This is a genomic window from Coleofasciculus sp. FACHB-1120 (assembly GCF_014698845.1).
Classification (GTDB): domain Bacteria; phylum Cyanobacteriota; class Cyanobacteriia; order Cyanobacteriales; family FACHB-T130; genus FACHB-T130.
The window spans coordinates 1-24,475 of sequence record NZ_JACJTV010000040.1; the positions used below are offsets into that span (position 1 = coordinate 1).

Below are 24,475 nucleotides of genomic sequence, written 5' to 3' on the forward strand. Positions count from 1 at the left end.
TGTTTGACAATGAATATGATTTAGCCCTGGCTGTGATGGAGGGCATGGAATCACGAAGTGAACAAGGTGGGTATACGATGGAGCGTTTTAGGTTTAAATCATCCTAGCTACTTACATTCACTAAGGCGAATACTCGCGCACAACTTCAATAGGATTGGTATAGAGATTTTGCTAATCCTTCTTGAATAAATCTATCGGATTATTTCTCAAGGAAATTAAAGTTACACCGGGTGACAGAGGAAGCTATAAAGTTGAAAATGATATTTTGTAATTGTCAGGCAACAAAAGAAGTTTAAATAAACGGTTCATTTAGCTTCATTTTCAGACACATATCAATTACTTAACTCTAATTTTGCCCTAGGTGGGCACAGGAGAATATTATGGAACGTCCAATTGAATTGTCTTTAGAGCAAGAATTTAGCCTAATTTCTTTTGCAGATCAAGTGCAGCATATGTCTCGCGAGCAAGCTCAACAATTTTTGCTCCAGCTACACAAGCAGATGATAATTCGAGACAATATCTATCAGAACCTGCTGAAGCATCAATGGGGACTGGATTCAATTCTAGGATCTGTGTAAAGCTTGAAGATGTAAAGCTTGAAAGCGATCGCGTAAACTCTCCTAAACTTTGAAAAATTACATATATATCAGTAAAGCCCTGGTTTACAGCCAGGGCTTTGTTGTTAGCTTTGGTTTTTAAATACTTACACGCCTTGGTTTAACGCTGACGTGCAGGGTCATGGTTCTGCTTGCGGAACAGATTAGCTAGACCGATTAGACCCAGCAAGCCTAGCCAGCCCCAACTGGAGTTGCGATCGCGTCTTTCAGACTGAACTCCTTGGTAAGAAGTGGTGTCTGTAGTAGCGCCATTGGGAGTTGTGCTACCGGGAACCGTAGTTGTATCTGAAGTGGTACTCCCAGGTGTTGTAGTTGTGGCGTCAGGAGCAGCAGTAGTCCCTGAAGTTGCGCCCCCAGGCGTTGTAACTGTGCCGTAAGGAGCAGTAGAAGTCCCAGAAGTAGTGCCACCTGCACCCGTTGTCCCACCAGTTGCTCCTGCACCTGTGGTACCAGAAGTTGCACCGCCTGCACCCGTAGTACCAGCCGTTCCGCCACCGATGCCTGTGGTACCAGAAGTTGCACCGCCTGCACCCGTAGTACCAGCCGTTCCGCCACCGATGCCCGTGGTACCAGAAGTTGCGCCACCTCCACCGATGCCCGTGGTACCAGAAGTTGTACCGCCTGTGCCCGTAGTCCCGGCAGTTCCGCCACCGATGCCCGTGGTACCAGAAGTTGCACCGCCTGCACCCGTCGTCCCAGCAGTTCCGCCACCGATGCCCGTGGTACCAGAAGTTGCACCGCCTGTGCCCGTAGTACCAGCAGTTCCGCCACCGATGCCCGTGGTACCGGCAGTTCCACCACCCGCACCTGTAGTCCCGGCAGTTGCACCGCCTGCACCCGTCGTCCCAGCAGTTCCGCCACCGATGCCTGTGGTACCACCAGTTGCACCACCCGCACCTATAGTCCCACCAGTTGCACCGCCTACACCCGTAGTACCAGCCGTTCCGCCACCGATGCCCGTGGTACCGGCAGTTGCACCACCCGCACCTATAGCACCGGCAGTTGCACCGCCTGTGCCCGTCGTCCCCCCAGTTGCGCCACCCGCACCTGTAGCACCGGCAGTTGCACCGCCTGCACCCGTCGTCCCCCCAGTTGCGCCACCTGCACCAGTACCAGTACCGGAAGCTGAACCACCCGCACCACCGCCAGTTTGGGCAACAGAAGGCAGAGTTAAGGGTAGAGCCGCTACAGTGAGGGCGAAGGTACTTGCAAAAAGAACTTTGGACAAATTAGAAGGTTTCATCGTAGTGGTTTCTCTTATTCTCTAGAACTCTGCGACTTTTTATTATTCAAAAACGCTCTTGTTCACTTCATGGGCGACTGAACTGAAAAGACAGATATGCTTCTCATTCATGACGCCCCGATCTAAAGCAATCGTGGTTTAGAATACGGATCTGGAATTACCAAGAGCGTTTCGCTATTCGGCTTTGCTGCGATCGCTCTTAAGAAGAATAACTGCCATCATTTCTCCTTACTTCTACCAGAGGAACAGACCTTTCTCTCCCTGAAGGATTGAGTTTACTTTAAGCCAGTGTGTGCTTAAGAATACAAACAGTTCTATCGGGAGCTATGCTATGCTATGCTTCTCTCGATAGCACAGCACATACGCTTAGTGATTAGTTAGGACTGTGTCATCGAGGGGAGAATATTTTTCCTTCGGTGTTAACTTTACCTTGGCTATTTTTCCCCTTTTATTCATCTGCTTTGCAGTTTCTCTGAGCAAGCGATCGCTCAACGCTCAGTTTGTAAAACAGAGTCAGGATTCATCACTTCCTTTGGGAGGTGCGCTAATCCTCCCAGAGAAATTACTATCTGCTCTACAGCCACTTTGCACAGACGTCCTTTCAGGCAATTCCTCGAAGAATACTCCGCCTTACATAAAAATCATTAATGTGTTTATTTAAAACATGAATAAGCTGCTTTTTTTGTAACTTTAAACATTAAAATAGTTGCAAAAAAACTTCGCAACCATTTGTATTGGCTACCAAAGGCTCAGTATGAACCATAAAATTTATGGTTCAGTGTCGTCTTTCTTTAGCGATATAAGCCTTTTACTTAGCGTTTACCCAATCCAATTCGAGCGATCGCTAAATGCTAGCTTCGGCGAACACGGCTCTTATTAAACAACCTGAGATGGAAACGCCTAAAGTGATAAAGCGTAGAAAAACAAGTTACGTGGGATTACGTGCCATGCTTACTAAAGATGTTACAACCATTGAATAGGGACACAACAATCCTGCTACTTGGAAGCAATGTCTTTGTATTCCTGCAATCCACCCGCATCTCTTCTTTACTCCCCCTAGAAGCCTATACGTAGGCATTTTGTAGTATTTAGCACAAACTAATTTAACATTAAATTTATTCTTTAGGAAGAAGTCGCGTCATTCCTCTGGTAGAAGCTAGAACTCAACAATAGCAATTATTTTTTAAGCAGTGGCAGCAAATTCATTCTCCAGGCAGAAGTCAGTGGCAATAAAACCCGATAAATTACTTAGAAGTGCGAAGTCAACAAAACTGCTTTAGAGTCGCAATAAGGTAAACAAGGCAGGAAAACATGCTTTCTAGCTGCTTTTTGCAGTTATAGCTAGAAATTTATTCCAAGTGCTTTTTCAGTTCAAGGTTTTCCACTTTGTCTTTATTTTTGTGTAGGTAGGCGATTCTGAAAGCTTTAATCAAATCTACAAATCTCTGAGGCTATTTATGTCCCAGCCTAAAAAATTGATGAAGAATAGTGTGAGTAGTGGTGGGGCATGGGAGATACAGTTCTCCAGAAAAGATGCACTTGAATCTCCTTCAGCAAGTGCATTATCTCCAGCATTACAGTCGGATGGTTCCCAAACTTCCTTGTCAAATACACCGGCGCTCATTTGCCTATCGCATTTGCGTTGGGATTTTGTCTACCAACGACCGCAACATCTCTTGACCCGCTGTGCAAAGGAAAGAAGAGTATTCTTTATTGAAGAACCGATGTTCAGTTCCGATCCATCTTGGCGACTGGATGTTAGTCTGCGCGAGAGTGGTGTCTCGGTGGTGGTGCCTCACTTGAGTGAAGGAATGAGTGAGGATGAAATCATCGCAGCTCAAAAGGGAATGCTCGATGATTTGTTGGCACAAGCGCAGATCCGCGAGTATATCCTGTGGTACTACACACCGATGGCGATCGCGATCGCAGATCACTTAGATCCTCTCGTCGTTGTCTACGACTGCATGGATGAGCTATCTGCATTTAAGGGAGCGCCACCCGTGATGATCGAGCGCGAAGCCGAACTCTTTAAACGTGCAGATTTGGTATTTACAGGCGGACAGAGCCTTTACGAAGCCAAGCGCAACCAGCACCCGAATGCCCACGCCTTCCCCAGTAGCATCGAGAGAGCGCACTTTGCACAAGCAAAAACTCTGACAGAGGAACCAGCAGATCAAAAAAATATTCCCCACCCGCGTCTGGGATTCTATGGGGTAATTGATGAGCGCATGGATCTGGAACTGCTGAGTGGCATGGCCCAAGCGCGACCTGATTGGCATCTGGTTATCATTGGCCCAGTCGTCAAAATAGACCCCAAAGAGCTGCCCCAACATCCCAATCTTCACTATCTGGGTGGGAAGTCTTATCAAGAACTGCCTGCATATCTTGGTGGGTGGGATGTAGCGTTGTTGCCTTTTGCTCGTAACGAGTCAACCCGCTTTATTAGCCCTACCAAAACTCCAGAATACCTCGCCGCTGGGAAGCCAGTCGTATCTACCTCGATCCGGGATGTCGTTCGTCCTTACGGAGAGATGGGTTTAGTGCAGATTGCAGATACCGTCGCAGATTTCGTCGCCGCAGCCGAAGCAGCAGTCGAGCAAAATTACGATCGATCGGCATGGCTGAGTCAGGTGGATGCTTTCTTAGCGCAGAATTCGTGGGATTCCACTTGGGCGCGGATGATGCAACTGATTGAGGGTGTAATGAACGACACGAGTGTATCTCAAGAATTGCGCGATCGCGTTGCCAAAACTTCAGCGTCTGAATTGGGCGAGCGTGCAGGAGTGACCTCGGTTAACAAACCCCAACAAACATCCTGAGGCAGTCCCCTTAAAGCGAATAAGGACTGGTTTTTGGTTGATTTTCTGGCTTTTCAGTTTTTCAATTTTTACTTTCTACCCAAGGGTAGCCGTTTCATTTTCCCTTACTCCCGTAAGGGTTTTACCGCCATATTTCTATTAAATAAGCGAGGCTTTTAGAATGTTCGATTATCTTATTGTGGGTGCAGGGTTCGCTGGAAGTGTCCTTGCAGAACGTCTAGCGAGTCAGGCAGGCAAGAAGGTTCTAGTGGTTGACAAGCGATCGCACATTGGCGGCAATGCTTACGATCATTACGATGATGCAGGCGTTCTTGTACATAAATACGGCCCCCACATCTTTCATACCAATTCCCGCGAAGTCTTTGACTACCTTTCTAAGTTCACCGAGTGGCGCTCTTACGAACACCGCGTTTTGGCGAGTGTAGACGGTCAACTGGTACCAATGCCCATCAACCTCGATACCGTCAACAAGCTTTACGGACTCAGTCTCACTTCCTTTCAACTCGAAGAATTTTTCGCCTCGGTTGCTGAGAAAAAAGAATATATCCGCACCAGTGAAGATGTGGTTGTCAGCAAGGTAGGACGGGAATTGTACGAAAAATTCTTCCGGAACTACACGCGCAAACAATGGGGAATCGATCCCTCGGATCTCGATAAGTCAGTCACCTCACGGGTACCTACCCGCACCAATCGAGACGATCGATATTTCACCGATAGCTATCAAGCGATGCCATTGCACGGCTATACCCGGATGTTCGAGAAGATGTTGTCTCACCCGAACATCAAAATTATGCTGAACACCGATTATCGGGAGATTCAGAAAGTCATTCCGTACCGCGAAATGATTTACAGCGGACCCGTGGATGCTTACTTCGACTATCGCTATGGAAAGCTTCCCTACCGTTCCCTTGAATTCAAGCATGAAACGCACAACAAGCCTGTGCATCAATCAGCGCCAGTCGTAAACTACCCCAACGAGCATTTATACACTCGCATCACTGAGTTCAAGTATCTGACAGGACAAGAACACAGTAAAACTAGCATCGTTTACGAGTACCCCCAGGCCGAGGGAGATCCTTACTACCCAGTACCACGCCCAGAAAATGCCGAACTCTACAAGAAATACAAGGCATTGGCTGATGCAACGTCGGGAGTACATTTTGTAGGACGGTTGGCGACCTACAAGTATTACAACATGGATCAATGCGTGGCGCAGGCGCTCACAGTTTATAAACAGATTGGCACGAAACGTGAGCCAGTTGTTTTAGAACCTGTAGAAGCGAGAAGCAGCTACACCCAGAATGTTTCTTTAGATGAAATCGTTGAGAAACGCCCACAGACAGAAGTTGTAACCACCAACGGTCACGGAAAAGCAGTGAGTCATTAGTCAGTAGTTATTAGTCATTAGTCATTAGTGATTTGCTAATGGCTAATGGTTAATCGAGTGGTTTTTAGTGTCATAAACAATCGAAAACAATAGCCCTGAAGAATGGGCTATTGACTCTGCATGCACAAATCAATCGGGGGTGAGGCATGACAAAAGCAGCATTAAATACAGAATTAATAATTAGCGATTCTGAATTCAGTCAAAACGCTCTAGTGCAGCGCCATGAAGTCCTACTCAAAACTCAAAACTCAAAATTGGAGATGTGGGCTGGAGTCGAGTGTACCGTTAACCGGGTAGGCGATCGCTATTTCAACCAGTTGGAGCGAAACGGTCACAAAACGCGCTTAAGCGACCTGAATTTGTTTGCCGAACTCGGTGTGCGTGCCATCCGCTATCCGATCCTTTGGGAACTAACCGCCCCCGATGGCCCAGATAGTGCCGATTGGTCTTGGGCGGATGAACGACTGGGACGTTTGCGCGAACTGGGTATCCGTCCCATTGTCGGTTTAGTTCACCACGGCAGTGGCCCTCTTCATACAAGTCTGGTGAATCCCACCTTTGCTTCTGGACTTGCCCAGTTTGCCGAAGCCGTTGCCCAACGCTACCCGTGGGTGGAAAATTACACCCCTGTCAACGAGCCGCTCACGACAGCCCGCTTTAGCGGATTATACGGTCACTGGTATCCTCACGGTCGGGATAGTTTAACTTTCTTGCAGGCGTTGCTGACGCAACTCCGCGCCACGGTTCTCTCGATGCAGGCGATTCGCCAAGTTAACCCGAACGCAAAGCTGGTGCAAACCGAGGACTTGTGCAAGGTGTTCAGCACGCCACAGCTGGCATACCAAGCAGAGTTTGAAAATGAGCGTCGCTGGCTGAGTATCGATCTGCTGTCTGGTCGCCTGAATCGCGATCGCCCGATGTGGAAATATCTCTGTAATGTTGGGATTAATGAAGCTGAACTGGAGTGGTTTTTAGAAAATCCCTGTCCGCCGGACATCATTGGGATTAACCACTACTTAACGAGCGATCGCTTTCTGGATGAGCGCCTAGAACGCTATCCCCAGTGGACGCATGGAGGAAATGGGCGGCAGCAGTACGCAGATGTCGAGGCGGTGCGAGTCCGTGCGGAAGGAATCGCCGGACCCTACGCGCTGATCAAAGAGACATGGGAACGCTATGGCTTGCCAATTGCGGTCACTGAAGTCCATCACGGTTGCACCCGCGAAGAACAACTGCGCTGGGTCAAAGAGGTGTGGGAAGCAGCAACCAGTCTGCGTTCCGAAGGTATTGACCTGCGTGCCATCACCGCTTGGTCGCTCCTCGGTTCTTATGACTGGACTAGCTTGGTGACAAAAGATAACGGTCATTACGAGCCTGGGGTGTTCGACTTGCGATCGCCCGAACCCCGCCCAACTGCGATCGCCCATATGCTGCGCGAGTTGGCACGCGGCGAGATGCCCCACCACCCCCTTCTGGATGTGCCAGGATGGTGGCACAGACCCCAGCGACTGCTCTACCCACCCGTTGCAGAGAGCAACAGCGCAGAGGCGCAGGGGCGCAAAACCCCAGAAAAGCACCTCAGTCCTCAGCACCTCAGCACCTCAGCACCTGTTCGTTCTTCCTCCCCGCGTCCGCTCGCCATTATTGGAGCGAGAGGCACGTTGGGGAAAGCTTTTGCTCGAATTTGCGACATCCGGGGTATACCCTATCACCTCCTCAACCGTCAGGAACTGGATATTGCCGAGCCTGCCTCAGTTGAGCGGGTACTGGCTGAACTCAAGCCTTGGGCGGTTGTAAATGCGGCTGGATACGTTCGCGTAGATGATGCAGAGCGGGAACCAGATGCTTGTCTGCGCGAAAACGCGGTGGGTCCGGCAAATCTCGCGGCTGCTTGCGCGAGGCAGAAAGTGGCCCTGCTCACCTTCTCATCGGATCTGGTATTTGATGGGACTGGTGTTGCTCCTTATGTAGAGAGCGATGCTGTTGCACCGCTCAATGTGTATGGACGCAGCAAAGTGGAAGCTGAGTCGCAAGTTCTAAAGTTTCATCCCTCGTCGCTCGTCGTCCGCACCAGCGCCTTCTTCGGACCGTGGGACGAGTACAACTTTATTACAATGGCGCTCCGCACCCTAGCGGCAGGAAAACCCTTTATTGCGGCAGAAGATTCGGTCGTTTCACCGACCTACGTTCCGGATCTGGTCAATACCAGCCTTGACCTCTTAATTGACAGCGAAAGTGGTTTGTGGCACATTGCCAACCCTGGCGAGAGTTCTTGGGCAGACTTAGCACGGTTTGCGGCTAAGCAAGCCGGTTTCGATACTACGCAAATTGAAGCTTGTCCCATGCAAGCGCTCAGGCTATTGGCACCACGCCCAATCTACAGCGTTTTGGGCAGCGAACGGGGGGTACTGTTGCCGTCGCTGGAAAATGCGATCGCCCGCTACTTCCAAGAATCCAAAATTTCCCTGTAAAAATCGGTACTTTAACCCACTCTAAGGTGGGCACTGCTCACCTTAGTTTATTTACCCATTGAGGTTTTTAAGATGAACGTTCTTTTTAAAATCGTTAAATCCCCAGATATTTTTGATAGCGCTAAAGCAGCTCAGTTTCATGAAGAAATTGAGAATCTCATCGATACGGGAGTCAAATTTGTTCTCCTCGATCTCAAAAATGTCACCTTTATCAGTAGTTCTGGCTTAATGGCTCTGGTTTCAATCGTGAGGCTTACTAGATCGGCGGGTTGCAAACTTTTACTTTATTCCAGGAGCGAACAGGTCAGAATTTTATTGGAAATGACGGGTTTAGATCAAGTTCTAGAAACCTTTAATAAGTCGGAAGGATTTCAAAAGTCAGGAAGTTTAGCGCGACCGAATGTTAACCCTGTATCAGAACCATTGCTAAAGTCAGCCTATTCCTCAAAGCTGAAATCTACCAGTTCGCCAATCCAGCCTGCTTCTGCACGGTAAATTGCTACTCTCAGCCGTGCTCTCGCAGTCATAATTGATTCGTGAAGGCAAGATCCCCGGCTTCCCTATGAAGCTGGGGATTTGAAGTAATACGGTTCAGATAAGATGATTTGTTAAACAGCATAGTAGAGACGCGATCACCCTCGTCTCTATACAGCGACAATTCTGGCGTCTTTTGACTAACCGAACCGTATTGGGATCTGAACCACTAGCAATCCCACAAGTTAAATAGAATGGATATATGCCCGTCATGGGGAGTTTGCTCCAGTTCCTGCTACGGGAAAGACGACATTTCGTCTCTCAATTACTGGCGATACCTTTGCGAAGCAACAACTGAAGGAAATTCCTCAGCGGTATTCGGATATTGATTTGGGTTTACTGCCCTTGTGTGGAATAAAAGTCTTCGGGATTCTTCTGCTAATCGATGCCAAGCCAGGACTCAAGGCAATTCAAGTGATTGTTCGCTGCACGCCATGATTTTTAAATTCCCGATAGAGGATTATATGCAGGCTGTTACCGCAGCGGGACTCAAATAAAAAATTAGGAAGTTGAGTCGCGGCGAGACTTATAATTTTGAAGTGCGGATAACACAGTAGTCGGATGTGTTGCGTGAGATGCAACAGGCATTTATCCTGAGGGGATTATCAACCGGGTGTAGTAATAAGGATAGGCATTACTTACCCTATAAATGGCATCAAACAGCGCTGGTCGTTAATTTGTATTTTTGCTAGGGCAAAATAACGCTTGAATTCCTGAAATCCAGACTGTGTAGACATTTGAACAATTTTATATAAAATCCATAAAAACAGTTAATAGTCAGATGTTTATGGGTACTCTAGAAATACAACCTTGGATAGATTGACTATATGCACTCTTTAGGAAAATGGCTGGAAAATTGTTATATCGCGTCCGGCGGCGCGACTCTGTCTAATTTTGACCAGCTCGAAAGAGCTTATCCGCGTCCGCAGTTACAGCGATCGCACTGGATTTGTCTCAACGGTCAATGGAAGTTTACATATGATGATGAGGGGAAAATAACCCGACCCTTAGATATTCCGGAGTGGAATCAGACCATTGAAGTTCCCTTTGCTCCCGAATCCGCAAAAAGTGGCATTGGCGACACGGGATTTCACCCAAACTGCTGGTATGAGCGGGAATTTAACATTGTCAAGGGTGAAGGTCGGGTGCTGCTTCATTTCGGGGCGGTAGATTATCGTGCCCGCGTGTGGATCAACGGTCAATTTATGGCTGACCATGAAGGCGGACATACTCCCTTCAGTATCGATATTACGCCAGTCTTTAATGAAGACGGGCCACAGCGAATAACCTTGTGGGCGCAAGACGACCCCCAGGACTTGGCGAAACCCCGTGGGAAGCAAGATTGGCAACTGGAACCGCACAGTATTTGGTATCCACGTACCACTGGGATTTGGCAGACTGTTTGGGCAGAGATCGTTCCTGCAACTTATATTGAGCGCATCCGCTGGACGCCGCACTTTGAGCGGTGGGAGATTGGCTTTGAAGCTTTTGTGGCGGGTGAGAAGTGCGATGGCTTCGAGGTAAAGGTAAGACTAACCGTTGGGTGCCAGTTACTGGTCAACGATACCTATGAAGTCATCCACGGAGAGATTCACCGACGAATTGCCCTTTCTGACCCTGGCATTGACGACTACCGCAACGAGTTGCTTTGGAGTCCGGAGAAGCCAACATTGATCGATGCGGAAGTGCAGTTGTGGTCTAATGGCGAGTTGATAGATGAAATCAAGTCTTATACCGCAATGCGGACGGTGGGAATTCAGCGCGATCGCTTTATGCTCAATGGTCGTCCCTACTATCTGCGACTGGTTCTAGACCAAGGCTATTGGCCTGAGACGCTGATGACCGCACCTTCTGATGAAGCGTTGCGGCGCGATGTTGAGCTAGTCAAAGAAATGGGATTCAATGGGGTTCGCAAGCACCAGAAGATTGAAGACCCCCGTTTCTTGTATTGGGCAGATGTACTAGGACTGATGGTTTGGGAAGAAATGCCCAGCGCCTATCGCTTCTCTCCGAAAGCGGTGGAACGGATTACTAAGGAGTGGACTGAGGTTATTGAACGCGATGCCAGCCATCCTTGCATTGTCGTCTGGGTGCCGTTCAACGAATCTTGGGGTGTTCCCGACTTGACGGCGACAGCAGCCCACCAGCACTGCGTCCAAGCACTGTATCACTTGACCAAGACTCTTGACCCAACTCGTCCAGTCATCGGTAACGATGGTTGGGAGAGTGCGGCAACTGATATTCTGGCTATCCACGACTACGATAATAAACCGACTCGGTTAGCAAAACGCTATGGCCCAGCGGTGAAGCTATCAGACCTCTTCGATCGCCAGCGTCCGGGTGGGCGCGTTCTGACGCTGGACGGCTATCCTCATCAAGGGCAGCCGATCATGCTGACTGAGTTTGGCGGCATTGCTTTTGCGGGTCGGGAAGATAAAAAAGCTTGGGGATATGTGCGTTCCCATGATATTTCTGAACTGCAAATCCGGTATACGGCGCTATTAGATGTGGTGAACCGAGTCGAGTTATTTAGCGGTTTTTGTTACACCCAGTTGACGGATACCTACCAAGAAGCGAACGGACTGCTATATGCCGACCGGACTCCGAAATTCCCCATTGAAGCGATCGCATATGCGACTCTAGGCAGGGGTGAGGAAGACGAAGAGGACGTTATGCTCACAACAGTTAAAGCTGCATTGGGGCAAGAAAACAATGTATTCCCAGGAGCTGTTGAAGCCGGATGGTCGCAAGCTGATTCTATACAGCAGATTCCCCATTGCGGAGGAAATTACAGCCACTAGCCCTAGTCATGAGCCAGTGCAGGCGAATCCTCACCTGCGCTGGCATCCGTTGCGGGGAGAATGGATTGCTTATGCCAGTCACCGTCAGGGGCGGACTTTTATGCCGCCCCCAGAATACAATCCGCTAGCACCTACCAAAGATCCTCAGTTTCCGACAGAACTCCCGCAGGGGAAATATGATATGGCGGTGTTTGACAACCGCTTTCCCTCAATGGCTTTGGGGGCACACGATCCACCCGCTAGCATTGTGCAGACTCTCCCAGCAAACGGCGCGTGCGAAGTGGTGGTCTTTACGCAAGATCCGCAAGCTTCCCTCGGTTCCCTGGAACTGGATCAATTAGAGTTATTGTTGCAAGTTTGGGGCGATCGCACTCGCGCTTTAGGCGAAACGCCGCAGATTCAGTATGTACTGCCTTTTGAGAACAAAGGAGTCGAAATGGGGGTGACTTTGCAGCATCCCCACGGGCAAATCTACGCTTATCCGTTTGTTCCACCCGTCCCAGCGCGGATGTTAGAGAGGCAACAAGCGTATTATCAGGAGCATCAGCGGGGTTTGCTGCAAGATTTGATCCAAAAAGAGATTTCGGATAATCAGCGGATTATTTATCTGGATGAGGAAGCGATCGCCTTTGTCCCCGCTTTCGCCCGTTACCCTTACGAAGTCTGGATTGCCCCGATTCAGCCCGCCGCTACATTTGTGGATCTGACAGATAGGCAGCGTCAAGGACTCGCCAAAGCTTTAAAAACGGTCACTCTCAAGTATGACGGTTTGTGGAATCGTCCTTTCCCTTACTTGATGGCGTGGTTCCAAGCACCCACCGATGGAAATCCGCATCCAGAAGCACACCTGCACGCAGAGTTGTATCCTCCCTATCGGACTCAGGATCGGCTCAAATACCTGGCGGGAACCGAACTAGCCGCAGGAATGTTTGCGAATGATGCGCTTCCGGAGGAGAAGGCAAAGGACTTACAAGCTGTCGTGATCACGCTTGAAAATCCAGTGCGATTGTGAATCAAAACTTAACCCCCTCATCCCTTCGTTTGCAGGGAAGGGGCACAAACTTCAGTTTCCTCCCCGTTTCCGGGAGGGGCTGGGGGAGGAATTTCCTGCTGTAAGAGGTGAGTTATGAATCAACTTAGTGAAGAAGTCTCTCAGAAATTAGAGTTAATCCGAAATGCCTTAACGGAAGCTGAAGCGCAGGGTTTGCGATTGCGCGGTACCGATTGGTTCGCCTGGGCGACTGCTGGCGGTTCTAGTACCGTACTGCTGACGGCTGAAACGGGTATTGCAGAAGTGCTAGTGACTGCTGAGGATGCCTGGATATTAACCGATGAAATCGAAGCGCAGCGGTTAAAAGATGAGGAAATTCCCGAAAATTTCCAGCATTATGCGAATCCTTGGGCTGATGCTGCGGCGCGTGAATCTTTTGTGCAGCAAGCGACCAATGGAGGGAAGATTTTAAGCGATCGCCCGATTCCTCATGCCGAGAAACGATTGCCCGCCTCTCTACAACAGCATAAACGAACCCTGATGCCAAGCGAGCTGGAGCGATATCGCCAGTTAGGGCGTCAGGCAAGTGAAGCGATGACAGAGGTACTCAAAGCCGCCAAGCCGGATTGGACAGAATATCAGCTTGCCGGTGCGGGTGCCGAGGCATTGTGGGCGAGGGGGATACATCCAGCGCTGACGCTGGTAGCAGGCGAGAGACGTTTGCCACTGTACCGTCATGCTACCGCCACAGGTGAAGAGATTGGGCGGCAAGCGATGCTGGTATTTTGCGCGAGAAGACATGGTTTGTATGCAAATCTGACCCGATTTGTATCATTCGGTTCGTCCGATGAAAGCGCCAAATTGCATGGTGATGTCCGTCAAATTGAAGCGGAAGCTTTGAATTTTTTAAAGCCTGGAATCGCTCTGAATGCAGTTTATGACACTTTAGCTGATGTTTATCAAAAGCACGGATATTCTAATGCCATCCGAGAACATCATCAAGGTGGAACGACGGGATATTTGGCGCGAGAAGTTGTAGCGAATCCGACGACTAATGACACCTTGGAAGAAAATATGGCTGTCGCCTGGAATCCCAGTGTACGAGGTGCAAAGATTGAGGATACTTTTGTACTTCTCAAAGATAGACTGGAAAATTTGACTTTCGATCCAAATTTTCCCAGTGTTGAAGTAGCCGGAAGATTGCGCCCTGTGCCCTTAGAGGTTGGGTAATGTAGGGGCGAAGCATTCGGGCAACAATAGAGTGGGTAATTGCAAATATCTATTCCCGAATGCTTCGCCCTGTCGGCTTTTAATATTGAAATTTAGTGGATACTGGTTATCTGTGGGGTAGGGCGAAGCATTCGGGTATAAGAATCTTGGTTGAGAAGCTTATCTTGTGGCTCGAATGCTTCGCCCCTACAAATTTTATTTTTTTATTAAGCAAAGCCGCCGCAGTATGTCACAGGAAAAGATTGAAAAGCTGACTCCAGAGCAAGAATCTTTGATTCCGGTTTATCGGGAGAAGTGGAGAAAAATAGCATATTCAACTGAACCAATTGACAGAGAAAAAGCTGCTGAAGCGGTAAAAGCAATTTATGATTTGATTAATTGGCAGCAACCAGAGGTCATTTTTTGCTCTAGTCCTTACAAGGCATTAACAACTATTTTCAACTTACCCTACAATAAAAACATCTTAACCAAGGAAGCTTACTCGTTCAATGAATGCTTTTTTAATAAATATAGTGACGAATGGAAAAAACAGCCTGAGATTCTTGATTATAAAAATGTTATTGAATTGTTGGATTTGCCGGAAAGGATTCCCTATTATGAAATTATGCAGTACGAGCTGCATCAAACTTTTATTGATATAGATTTTGATGTAACTCTTGATGTGCTAGATTTCATGATTCAGATAGACGTATGGCGCATATACATTTTTATTGACTGTTGTCAGTCTATATTAAATTCTAGGTTTTCTCGTAAAATTAGTTATACCTTTGAATCTCTAGTTAAAAATTGTGGATGGACTTTCCCTTTTGAAAAGATTTGCTTTATTTGCGATCGCCCTCGCGTCCTCTCCTTGGACAACCAGCAGCGCCTCCACGCGGAAGGCGCACCCGCGATCCAGTTTGCAGACGGCTACAGCCTCTACGCCTCTCATGGGGTAGGATTACCTGAAAAATACGGTAAGCTGCACCCGAACCAGTGGGAAGCTAAATGGCTAATAGAAGAAGATAACGCCGAACTGCGGCGAGTGCTAATTCAGGGTATTGGCTACGATAGAATTGCTCAGGAATTAGGAGCAATTGAGTTAGATTCTTATCAAGAATACACTTTATTAAAAATTGATACTGATATTGATGTTGAGCCAATTTATCTGTTGAAGATGACTTGCCCAAGCACTGGATTTATTCATGTGTTGCGCGTACCACCTGAGATGATATCGGCACGGGAAGCGATCGCATGGGTAAATTGGGGAATTAATCCAGAAGAATTTTCCGTGCAAACATGAAATTTTTTGAGGATTAACGCGATATTGAATGCAATCAGCTAACTGCAACACTATCTCCCGATTTCGAGGGCCAGCGGACAGTCAGAATCGTACAATCTGACTCAGCAGACCAAGAATGGGGCACGCCTGGAGACCAGAGAACGTAGTCGCCTTCACGAGACAATATGACTTCTTGTTCTGGAAATTGAACGCGAAATCTTCCTTTAATTAGGATAGAAAGTGTCGTTGCTTCCTCGTTCATTGCCCACTCAGATCGACCGTCTCCTGCTGGGTGCATCCCCCATTTCACTTCTAGGTCGGAAGTCGAACGAATGTCATCGATTGGGTTTATAAAATGACCGAGAAACCAACCAGAACGGTTTGCGCCTTCACTATGAGCATTCCCAACAACAACTTTAGACTGCATTCGTTCATCCTTGCTTCTATGCAAGCATTAATTCTATAAAAATCAGCAAAATTTTTACATAAGAACCGTGCAAAATATGCAAAATTGTAGAGACGCAAAATTTTACGTCTCTACAGGATGGAGTTTCTACTCTAAATTTCTACTCCCAGCGAAATGGTTCCTTAACGCGATGCCACGGCTAAGCCGCTATGACGCAGTAAAGGCTCCGTACTCGGTTCGCGTCCTCGGAAGGACTTGAACACTTCCATTGGGTGCAAGCTACCACCCAACGCCAACACGGTGTCGCGGAAGCGCTTACCTGTAGAAGCTACAGCCGTCTCATCTTCTAAGCCAGCGTCTTCAAAAGCGGCAAAGGCATCAGCACTGAGAACTTCAGCCCACTTGTAGCTGTAATAACCCGCTGCATAGCCGCCCGCAAAGATATGTCCAAACCCGCATAAAAAGGCATCTTCTGGCAGAGGAGACAAAATTGTCGTGGTTTTGGCAATGCGGTTTCGCACATCAGCCACACTTTCATTCCCACCCGGTTGATAGCGATGGTGCAGTTCGATATCCACTAAGCTAAAGTGCAATTGCCGCAGGGTGCCAGTCCCGCTCATGTAGTTGCGTGCTGCCAAAAGCTTTTGGTAATAATGCTCTGGTAAGGTTTCCCCAGTTTCGTAGTGCTTCGCCATTCCCATTAATGTGGGTCGGTCATAGCACCAGTTTTCCATGAACTGGCTGGGTAATTCTACCGCATCCCATTCCACATTATTGATGCCTGCCGCACCAGGATAATCCACCTTGGTCAGCATATGTTGCAAGCCGTGACCGAACTCGTGGAATAAGGTTTCAACCTCACCAAAGGTCATCAAGCTGGGTTTGCCATCGACTGGGGGGGTTTGGTTGCAGACCAAATAAGCAACGGGTAAGCGGGTGGTGGGGGTGCCAGCTTCGATAATTTTGGCACGGACGAGGCACTCATCCATCCAAGCGCCGCCGCGCTTTTCGGCTGGACGGCTAAAAGGATCTAAATAGAAGTATGCGATCGCATTCCCTGTTTCATCGGCAATCTGGAAGTAACGCACATCCTCATTCCACACTGGGGCTTGACCATCAGCCGCCGTGACGGTAACGCCAAATAACCGCTTGACGAGGCTGAATAGCCCATCTAGCACTTGTGGTAGGGGGAAGTAAGGGCGTAACTCTTCTGCACTGAAGGCGAACTTTTCTTCCCGCTGGCGTTCCGACCAAAAACTGATATCCCAGTGCTTCAAGTCGGTGCTTTCTGCGGCTCCTTTACTTGCAGCATACGCTTTTAATTCTTCTAATTCCTTCTTAGCCGCATCATAACTAGCGCCGCGCAGTTCATCTAGTAACGCCTCAACTGCTTCAACGCTAGGAGCCATTTTTCGGGCTAGGCTTAACTCGGCAAAACTGTCAAAACCGAGTAGCCTTGCCTTTTCTTGGCGCAGTTCCAATATGCGCTCAATGAGTGGGGTGTTATCTAACTCGCCACTCGATGCACGGCTGACATAGGCTTTATAAAGCTTTTCGCGCAAGTCCCGACGGGTGCTGTGCTGCAAGAAAGGGCCAAAGCTGGGAAAATCCAGGGTGATGCGCCAAGGGCCATTTTCAGGGGTGGCATTTTCTTCGCCAGCAGCACGGGCAGTTTGAGCGGCTAGACTCACTAAACTGGGCGGTAAGCCGTCAACTTCGTCTTTGTTAGTGAGGGTTAAGCTAAATGCTTTGGTGGCGTCGAGGACGTGGTTCGAGAACTTAGTGGAAAGTTCTGCTAATTCGAGTTGAATCGCGTTGAAGCGATCGCGCTTTTCTCCTTCCAACCCAACACCGGAAAGTTCGGCATCTTTGATTGCTGATTCTACAATCCGCTTTTGGGCTGGTTCTAGGCTATCCCAAGCGTTACTATTTTGCAGCGCTTTAAATGCTTCATACAGCGGCTTACTTTGGTTCAGCTGGTTGGAAAACTGCACCACTTTTGGCTGCACGGTTTCGTGCGCTTCGCGGATTTCGGGGCTATTCTTCACAGCCATCAAATGACCGACAATCCCCCAACTCCAGGTTAAGCGTTCTACCAGTTGTTGGAGTGGATCGACTAAACCGCTCCAAGTCGGTTCTACCTGGGTTTCTAGGGTGGCAAGTTCCTGTTCTAGTTCAGCCAGTAGCTGCGTCATCGCCGGAACGACGTGTTCCGGCTTGATGGCATCAAATGGGGGCAGCCCTTTGCCGATGAGTAACGGGTTATCAGTAATAATGGCGTTTGCACTCATAGGTGATTTGCTTGTAAACGTTATTGGGCTGAATCGTCCTTGTTATCCGATCTTAAGAAAAAAATCAGCTACCCTTACAGGGTGGTTAACCGTAGCGAAGTTGCGGCTTATCGTCGGTACTCGTCGCCGCAGTCACCGATGACCTGGTAGAGATCGCGCGATTGTTGAGCGATCGCATTCATTCGCCGATCATCCTCTGCATCCAGTATCAAATCAAACACCCTGGCATTGTCTTCGATATGCTCCGACACCCCTAACCGTGCGCCGACGATTGCACCCGCGACTGCTGGCTGCTCTAGAATATAACGCACCGCCACATTCGAGATATTTACCCCGTGCTTGTGGGCAATCTCTTTGAGGACAGCAAGTAACTCTTGAAATAAACTCCAACCACCCCACGCATCCACCATATTCTTGTATTTTCGCAAGCTAGCAGTCTTTAGTTCTCCTGCTCGCGGTTCTGGTTGTCCCAGATACTTTTCTGACAGCAAGCCGCCGCAGAGTGTCCCGTAAGCAAAAAGCTTGATGTTATTCTCTTGACAAAATTGCACCATGTTCACTAAGGGACGCTGGTCAATTAGTGAAAATTGCACCTGATTGGACACAATTTTGATACCTGCTTCGGTAATAATTTTCAGACGTTCTGTATCAAAATTTGTCAAAGCTAGATGCTTGATTTTTCCCTCCTCTTGGAGTTCCGCCATATACTTGAGCGCATCCAAGTAGTTTTTATCGCGGTAATCCCACCAATGAAACTGCATCAAGTCAAGAGAATCAACTCCCATTCTTCTTAGGGAAATATTAATGTTATCCTCTACCAACTTGCGCGTCATTTTAGTGGGTCTTGGCACCCATTTTGTGAAAGCTTGCAAATTTGACAGCGCTTCTTCACCACGACTTGCTACCAATTGCCGTCGGAACTCTCCAATAAAGTCCTCAGCAGGGCCATAATGGTCTGCTAAATCCCAAGTGGTAAAGCCTGCATCCATGTAATCAAACATATTTTGGATCGCAGCTTTTGAGTCAATTCTTCCATGTGCGCCTGACACTTGCCACATTCCATTCAGTACGCGGCAGATATTCAAATCTGGGGTAAATTGTAATCTGCTTGATTCGGGTAAGTTCATGTTGACGTTTTGTTATGTATAGATAAAATTATTGCCTATAGCGTCAGAAGTTGGATGCGATACACAAACTTAACCTCTCCCCAAACCCCTCTCCTACAAGGAGAGGGGCTTTCCCCCTTCCCTAGTCTACGGTGTATACACATCTTTCATTAATTGGCAAAACGTTAATTGATCCCCCTAAATCCCCCTTAAAAAGGGGGACTTTGACTTGATTGCCCCCCTTTTTAAGGGGGGTTGGGGGGATCAAAACGGGACTTGCAAGTTCAAGAAGACTTATGTATACACGGTAGTTTCCCTAGTAGGTAAAGGGCTAGGGGTTAGGTCTATATTTTATTTAAGTAAGTACCGCTATAAATCAATATTTTTAAAATTCAATCACAAAGAAACGCAAGATAATTTATCAGTGTATATCTGTGATTAATTACTCTAAAACTTACTATTCAAGTTTGCACAGAAAATTCTTCTGGATCGATGTCCCAATTAATCCAGCGAATCGCTGCACGAGCCGATGTAATATCCGGTGGAACTCGCATAGCATGAATAAACCTTGTGCTAGGACAGGTCATTTTTAGCAAGTGAATTGGCTCTTTTTGAGGAGCATCATCATCATCAAAATCGTCAGGCTGGAAACCATCAATATCAGCATCAAGTTTTAGCAAGGTGTATTCTTGCCAGGAATCTAATTCAGTTATTTGTAATTCTTGACAAATTCGTGCATAGCCAATCCCCTGAATTAATACTCGCCTCAGTTCGGCGTTGTCTTCTTCTAAAATCCATTGCGCCTGCCATTGATGGGGATGCAATTTGCCATATTTTTCAGGCAACTTCACACCGTGATAATAATATCCCGTATGCCATCCATCAGCAAACTGAATCGCGGGTTCACCTTCGGCGTGGAGGCGATCTTGGCTGTCAAGAGAAAGCTTAGTAGGGCGATCGCATACTACACAAACCTTCTCAAACGGGAAAATCAAACCACAATGCTCGAAAAGCTGGTTCAGACAGTCAAATGCTTCCTGTGTCTTTTGGTCGAGAGTGACACCTAACGAAGAAACATAAAATTCAGTTGCGTAGATTTGCTTAAAAATCTCTGTGGGAGTGACTGGATAAATATCCTCTGCATCAAAAGAGCTGAAATCAGCTCCGATGAGTTCTAGAGAATGATTAATTAATTCATCCAGCTCCCACCATCCTTCTTCGTCTCCTGCTGTCAGCTCTAGTTCTATCTGCTCTGGCGCTATTTCATTCCGGATATGATTCCACAACGCTTGACACGGAAGTCCTTCCAAAAACCATTGGAGCTGCTTTGATAGTGACTCTCCCCACACAAGCAGGGATTTCAGCTTCTCAAATCTTTGTTCTTCCGGTGTATTGTCTAGTTTGAGCAAGTTGAATAGTTGAGTACATCCTGCCTGTGGACTACGGTAAAAAAGAACTTCTGGTTCTTCTCTGCCAATCCTTGCATAGACAGATTTGATAGCTTTTTTGGCTTTTTGAAAATCGATCGGCTTCGTTGAGAAAGTGCGCCATTTCTCTTGAAGCGATCGCAACAAACTTCGATTAAAAACTGGATTACCTCGGAGATACAGTTGGGTGAGGTTGATTAACCCAGAAAGCGGATTCAATTCGGTAATTTGATTACCACCAAGCCCCAGTTGGGTGAGGTTGGTTAACCCAGAAAGCGGACTCAATTTGGTAATTTGATTACCACCGAGTTTCAGATGGGTGAGGTTGGTTAACCCAGAAAGCGGACTCAATTCGGTAATTTGATTGTTGTAGAGATGCAGATGGGTGATGTTGGTTAACCCAGAAAGCGGACTCAATTCGGTAATTTGATTGTTATTTAGATGCAGTTGGGTGAGGTTTATTAACCCAGAAAGTGGACTCAATTCGGTAATTTTATTACTACCGAGATCCAGTTGGGTGAGGTTGGTTAACCCAGAAAGCGGACTCAATTCGGTAATTTTATTGTAATAGAGATTCAGTTGGGTGAGGTTGGTTAACCCAGAAAGCAGACTCAAGTCGGTAATCGAATTGTTATGTAGATCCAGTTGGGTGAGGTTGGTTAACCCAGTAAGAGGACTCAAGTCGTTAATTTGATTACTACCGAGATCCAGTTGGGTGAGGTTGGTTAACCCAGAAAGTGGACTCAAATCGGTAATTTTATTGAAATAGAGATTCAGTTGGGTGAGGTTGGTTAACCTAGAAAGCGGACTCAAGTCATTAATCTCTTCACCAAGAGACAGTTGGGTAAGGTTGGTTAACCCAGAAAGCGGACTCAAGTCGGTAATCCAATTGTTATGTAGATACAGTTGGGTGAGGTTGGTTAACCCAGAAAGCGGATTCAAGTCGGTAATTTCATTACTGCTGAGATCCAGCTCTGTGCAGTATGAAAGTATCAGATCCGCTTCATAGCAGTCCCAAGTGTCAGCTTCCTCTAACAGCACCTCAACTGTGTGTCTTGCTGCTTCTGAGAGGCTATCTTTGTGCAAACACCAGTCAGCAAAGCTGTTAAAAATTGGGCTTTGTTGTTGCTGTGGCTCAGACATTTATCACCTCTCGACTGAAATTTGTGTTTCTTAGTTAGGTGTCAGTAACCAGCAACTTGTTAAGAGCGCCAGTCTTTTTCAGCTTGTTCTAACACGTAAGCGGAAACAGCTTGGATTTCTTGTTCACTGAGGCGGTCTTTGTAGGCGGACATATTGTTTTTGCCGTTGGCGACGATGGACGCGATCGCATCCACGTTATCCATGTCATTTCGTTTTAATGCCTTGAGTTTCAGATTCTTCCCGCGTCTGATAATATTGCCGCCGTTGAGATGACAGCCTGCACACTGGACGCTAAAGATTTTGGCACCGTTAGCAGTATCTGCGGCTAAAGCTGGAACGCTAAAGGCAATTAGCACGGTGAAAGTTAGAAGTAAGACGGTTAATAGCTTCCTCAAGGGACTTTTCCTCGGTTTTGATTAAATTAATCACCAGCGGCACATCCGCTATTTTATGAATCGGTGTCTTCTCCATCAACTTCGCCGTCTTCTATCGCTTCCTGAAGAAATAAGCGTGCCAATCTGTTATAGGTGCCAGGGCCAACAAATTGAGGATAAGTATGAGAACGGCTGTACACCCATACCAGTTCTTTGCCATCAAAAATACGGATATCTTGAAACAGACCTTTGCATTTCGGTTGCAGCGACTTAGCTGTATTTAATGCGTCCGTCCATCTTTCAAACTCTTGGGAAAATTCACGGGTGATAACTTTAAACATAAGCTTGGGCTTCTTTCTTGACTTCCTAATTTGAAGCTTAAGCGGTGGGTGGGAATGGGGGAAATGATTCGGAAAAGCAAGCGACCAAAAGCACCGAGGTCAAAGTGCTTCATGTCAAAGTGCCTCAAAGGAAGCCGTGAATCCTTCAAGACTTAAACACTCGTCTTGGAAAGATTCGGCGTCTCCGACCTCTTCAACCTTGTATTCCATGAAGCGCTGACCGTCTGGCGTTTTTTTGGAAGAGATACAAGTGCTGTGATACTTGTCTGCGATCGCCTTACAGGTAGTCCCATTCTGTTTCCACGCATCGCCCGAACAGTGAATCGTTACCAGCCACATAACTTCAGTCTCCATTGAGATTGGGGATGTTGCGATCGCGAAAACTCTGAGTTTCTCTGACGCAATCTGATGCATCATATCAAGGGTTATCACCCTAAGCCTAACTCCGGAGTTAAGGATTGATATGACTCGCAAGCGCTTATTTTCGCTAATTGTGGCGCTGTTGCTGATTGCACTTTCCTGGTGGGGGGTGGCGGCGGCGCGGACTGGATTGGTGACGCGAACATTTTCAGATACATTCTCAGATAAAGGGTTGCCGATGCTGTACGTCGCACCAGAGGGTTTTGAACAGGGTTCTGAGAAGATACCTGGTGTGCTGGTAGCACACGGCTATGCGGGTTCTAAGCAGTTAATGCTGGGTTACGCGCACGTTTTGGCGCACGCGGGGTATGCGGTGATATTGTGGGATTTCGGCGGACATGGTGCGAATCCAGCACCCCTAGAGCGCGATACACTTCAACAAGACCTGAATGTGGCTTATGCAGCCCTGTTGGAGCAACCAGAGGTCGATCCCAGCCGCTTGGCACTGCTGGGGCACTCAATGGGTAGTGGGGCGGTGATGTCGGCGGCTATCCGCAATCCAGACCGCTTTGCGGCAACGGTTGCCGTCTCGCCGACGGGTGCGGGAGTCACGCCTTCTATCCCGCGCAATCTTCAGCTACAAGCCGGGAGTTGGGAAGGTGGATTTGTGGCGAATGCCCAGCGCTTGCTGGCGGCGGCGGGAGGAGAAAACGATAACTTTGCTGGGGGAAGGGCGCGATCGCTCGTTATCATCCCGAACGCCGAACACATCACTATTCTCCTCCGCAATATCAGCCACCAAGCTGCCCGAACGTGGCTCGATGCTACCTTCAGAATTCAGAGTAGCAGTAACTATATTGACCGTCGGATGGCTTGGTATGCCTTGCATTTGTTGGCGTGGCTGTTGTTCCTTTTCGCCATTGCCCCTGCTGTTGCTGACCCGGCGACTACACCCAAGCCAAGGGTGCATCCGCTACAAAGCTTGCTAGGTTCGCTGTTAGCTCCATTCCTTGCCAGCGCTTCACTCCTATTACTGAGCCGGATGGGGGAAATTGACAGCTTGGGCGGCGTCCTTGTCGGCGGTGCAATCGGAATTTGGTTCTTTGTGGCAGGCGTCGTCTGGTTGGGGATTCTCTTGCGCCTACAACGTCCTACACTCAGGGCGCTAGGGATAGGCTTAGGGCTGTTTGTACTGCTTTGGGTGGGTTTTGGGGCAATGGCACAGTCGGTGTGGCTGCAATGGTGGCTAATTCCGGCACGTCTGAAGCTTTGGCCTTTGCTGTCGTTGGCTTGCCTTCCCTGGTTTCTAGCGTCGGGAGTGGCACAACAGGATGCCGGGGTACTCTCGCGGGCAGCGTGGTGGTTGTGGCAAAGCGTGCTGCTAGTAGGCGGCTTTATTTTGGCGGTGTACTTGGTTCCGAAACTTGGTTTTATTTACCTGTTGCTGCCGCTATTTCCGCTAGCGATGGGGATTTTCTCCTTTGCTGGCAGCCAGCTTAATAATGTGTGGAGTTACGCACTGGGGAGTGCCTTGTTTTTTGGTTGGGCGATCGCTGCTGCTTTCCCGCTCGCTAGTTAGCGAATACAGAATTAGAAGTTTTCTACCTAAAGGAAGTACCGATTTTGAAGCGATTGCGCCACGATAGAGGAAGCGGATTCTCAGCTTTTTTTGA

General features: G+C 48.0%; 17 protein-coding genes and 1 pseudogene. 10 read left to right on the forward strand and 8 right to left on the reverse strand.

Annotation, left to right across the window (positions count from 1 at the left end; genetic code table 11):
- Positions 1–380 precede the first annotated feature (380 nt).
- Positions 381–578 carry an NblA/ycf18 family protein gene (locus H6H02_RS23475; protein WP_190822351.1) on the forward strand — a complete coding sequence of 66 codons (198 nt, stop codon included), beginning with the start codon at positions 381–383 and terminating at the stop codon, positions 576–578.
- A 139-nt stretch (positions 579–717) separates the two neighbouring features.
- On the opposite strand, the gene H6H02_RS23480 is transcribed toward H6H02_RS23475, so the two are convergent.
- Positions 718–1,860 (reverse strand): WGxxGxxG family protein, encoded by a 1,143-nt coding sequence (locus tag H6H02_RS23480; RefSeq protein WP_190822353.1) that lies wholly within the window; start codon positions 1,858–1,860, stop codon positions 718–720.
- Between the two features lie 1,457 nt (positions 1,861–3,317).
- On the opposite strand from H6H02_RS23480, the pseudogene H6H02_RS23485 reads away from it, so the two are divergent.
- The 8 genes and pseudogenes from H6H02_RS23485 to H6H02_RS23520 form a co-directional block, all read left to right on the forward strand.
- Positions 3,318–4,556, forward strand: a pseudogene (locus H6H02_RS23485) (glycosyltransferase family 1 protein); the annotation flags it as partial.
- A 283-nt stretch (positions 4,557–4,839) separates the two neighbouring features.
- Positions 4,840–6,066, forward strand: a complete 1,227-nt coding sequence (glf, locus tag H6H02_RS23490) for a UDP-galactopyranose mutase (protein ID WP_190822357.1) — start codon at positions 4,840–4,842, stop codon at positions 6,064–6,066.
- A 260-nt stretch (positions 6,067–6,326) separates the two neighbouring features.
- Entirely contained in the window at positions 6,327–8,537 is a 2,211-nt protein-coding gene (locus H6H02_RS23495; RefSeq protein WP_347342643.1) for a family 1 glycosylhydrolase, read from the forward strand.
- Positions 8,538–8,609: 72 nt separating this feature from the next.
- Positions 8,610–9,032: an STAS domain-containing protein gene (locus tag H6H02_RS23500; RefSeq protein WP_190822361.1), complete on the forward strand. Its 423-nt coding sequence runs from the start codon at positions 8,610–8,612 to the stop codon at positions 9,030–9,032.
- A gap of 866 nt (positions 9,033–9,898) precedes the next feature.
- Positions 9,899–11,872, forward strand: a complete 1,974-nt coding sequence (locus tag H6H02_RS23505) for a glycoside hydrolase family 2 TIM barrel-domain containing protein (RefSeq protein ID WP_190822363.1) — start codon at positions 9,899–9,901, stop codon at positions 11,870–11,872.
- Positions 11,784–12,884, forward strand: a complete 1,101-nt coding sequence (galT, locus tag H6H02_RS23510) for a galactose-1-phosphate uridylyltransferase (RefSeq protein WP_190822365.1) — start codon at positions 11,784–11,786, stop codon at positions 12,882–12,884. Before H6H02_RS23505 ends, galT begins: the two co-directional genes overlap by 89 nt.
- A gap of 114 nt (positions 12,885–12,998) precedes the next feature.
- Positions 12,999–14,093, forward strand: coding sequence for a M24 family metallopeptidase (locus tag H6H02_RS23515; RefSeq protein WP_190822367.1), 1,095 nt, complete (start codon positions 12,999–13,001; stop codon positions 14,091–14,093).
- Between the two features lie 226 nt (positions 14,094–14,319).
- The gene (locus H6H02_RS23520) at positions 14,320–15,375 is read left to right on the forward strand and encodes a DUF6745 domain-containing protein (RefSeq protein ID WP_190822417.1); all 1,056 of its coding nucleotides are present in this window, start codon (positions 14,320–14,322) and stop codon (positions 15,373–15,375) included.
- Positions 15,376–15,409: 34 nt separating this feature from the next.
- On the opposite strand, the gene H6H02_RS23525 is transcribed toward H6H02_RS23520, so the two are convergent.
- From H6H02_RS23525 to H6H02_RS23560, 7 genes are all read right to left on the reverse strand, one after another.
- A complete protein-coding gene (locus H6H02_RS23525) occupies positions 15,410–15,781 on the reverse strand; it encodes a signal peptidase I (RefSeq protein ID WP_190822369.1) in 372 nt (123 codons plus the stop codon).
- A 161-nt stretch (positions 15,782–15,942) separates the two neighbouring features.
- Positions 15,943–18,051 (reverse strand): M3 family metallopeptidase, encoded by a 2,109-nt coding sequence (locus H6H02_RS23530; RefSeq protein WP_190822371.1) that lies wholly within the window; start codon positions 18,049–18,051, stop codon positions 15,943–15,945.
- Positions 18,052–18,158: 107 nt separating this feature from the next.
- Complete coding sequence (locus H6H02_RS23535; RefSeq protein WP_190822373.1) at positions 18,159–19,178, reverse strand: aldo/keto reductase; 1,020 nt, start codon at positions 19,176–19,178, stop codon at positions 18,159–18,161.
- A 440-nt stretch (positions 19,179–19,618) separates the two neighbouring features.
- Complete coding sequence (locus H6H02_RS27350) at positions 19,619–21,727, reverse strand: leucine-rich repeat domain-containing protein (RefSeq protein WP_242040847.1); 2,109 nt, start codon at positions 21,725–21,727, stop codon at positions 19,619–19,621.
- 59 nt (positions 21,728–21,786) lie between these two features.
- Positions 21,787–22,122: a cytochrome c6 PetJ gene (gene petJ / locus H6H02_RS23550; RefSeq protein WP_190687096.1), complete on the reverse strand. Its 336-nt coding sequence runs from the start codon at positions 22,120–22,122 to the stop codon at positions 21,787–21,789.
- A gap of 53 nt (positions 22,123–22,175) precedes the next feature.
- Entirely contained in the window at positions 22,176–22,442 is a 267-nt protein-coding gene (locus tag H6H02_RS23555; protein WP_190822375.1) for a hypothetical protein, read from the reverse strand.
- A 114-nt stretch (positions 22,443–22,556) separates the two neighbouring features.
- Positions 22,557–22,859, reverse strand: a complete 303-nt coding sequence (locus tag H6H02_RS23560) for a hypothetical protein (RefSeq protein WP_242040848.1) — start codon at positions 22,857–22,859, stop codon at positions 22,557–22,559.
- Positions 22,860–22,905: 46 nt separating this feature from the next.
- Between H6H02_RS23560 and H6H02_RS23565 the strand changes: the two genes are divergently transcribed.
- Complete coding sequence (locus tag H6H02_RS23565) at positions 22,906–24,381, forward strand: alpha/beta fold hydrolase (protein ID WP_190822377.1); 1,476 nt, start codon at positions 22,906–22,908, stop codon at positions 24,379–24,381.
- Positions 24,382–24,475 lie beyond the last annotated feature (94 nt).

Coding starts and splice junctions, on each gene's coding strand:
- H6H02_RS23475 (WP_190822351.1), top strand. CDS start 381: ATGGAACGTCCAATTGAATTGTCTTTAGAGCAAGAATTTAGCCTAATT.
- H6H02_RS23480 (WP_190822353.1), bottom strand. CDS start 1,860: ATGAAACCTTCTAATTTGTCCAAAGTTCTTTTTGCAAGTACCTTCGCC.
- glf (WP_190822357.1), top strand. CDS start 4,840: ATGTTCGATTATCTTATTGTGGGTGCAGGGTTCGCTGGAAGTGTCCTT.
- H6H02_RS23495 (WP_347342643.1), top strand. CDS start 6,327: ATGTGGGCTGGAGTCGAGTGTACCGTTAACCGGGTAGGCGATCGCTAT.
- H6H02_RS23500 (WP_190822361.1), top strand. CDS start 8,610: ATGAACGTTCTTTTTAAAATCGTTAAATCCCCAGATATTTTTGATAGC.
- H6H02_RS23505 (WP_190822363.1), top strand. CDS start 9,899: ATGCACTCTTTAGGAAAATGGCTGGAAAATTGTTATATCGCGTCCGGC.
- galT (WP_190822365.1), top strand. CDS start 11,784: ATGTATTCCCAGGAGCTGTTGAAGCCGGATGGTCGCAAGCTGATTCTA.
- H6H02_RS23515 (WP_190822367.1), top strand. CDS start 12,999: ATGAATCAACTTAGTGAAGAAGTCTCTCAGAAATTAGAGTTAATCCGA.
- H6H02_RS23520 (WP_190822417.1), top strand. CDS start 14,320: ATGTCACAGGAAAAGATTGAAAAGCTGACTCCAGAGCAAGAATCTTTG.
- H6H02_RS23525 (WP_190822369.1), bottom strand. CDS start 15,781: ATGCAGTCTAAAGTTGTTGTTGGGAATGCTCATAGTGAAGGCGCAAAC.
- H6H02_RS23530 (WP_190822371.1), bottom strand. CDS start 18,051: ATGAGTGCAAACGCCATTATTACTGATAACCCGTTACTCATCGGCAAA.
- H6H02_RS23535 (WP_190822373.1), bottom strand. CDS start 19,178: ATGAACTTACCCGAATCAAGCAGATTACAATTTACCCCAGATTTGAAT.
- H6H02_RS27350 (WP_242040847.1), bottom strand. CDS start 21,727: ATGTCTGAGCCACAGCAACAACAAAGCCCAATTTTTAACAGCTTTGCT.
- H6H02_RS23555 (WP_190822375.1), bottom strand. CDS start 22,442: ATGTTTAAAGTTATCACCCGTGAATTTTCCCAAGAGTTTGAAAGATGG.
- H6H02_RS23560 (WP_242040848.1), bottom strand. CDS start 22,859: ATGATGCATCAGATTGCGTCAGAGAAACTCAGAGTTTTCGCGATCGCA.
- H6H02_RS23565 (WP_190822377.1), top strand. CDS start 22,906: ATGACTCGCAAGCGCTTATTTTCGCTAATTGTGGCGCTGTTGCTGATT.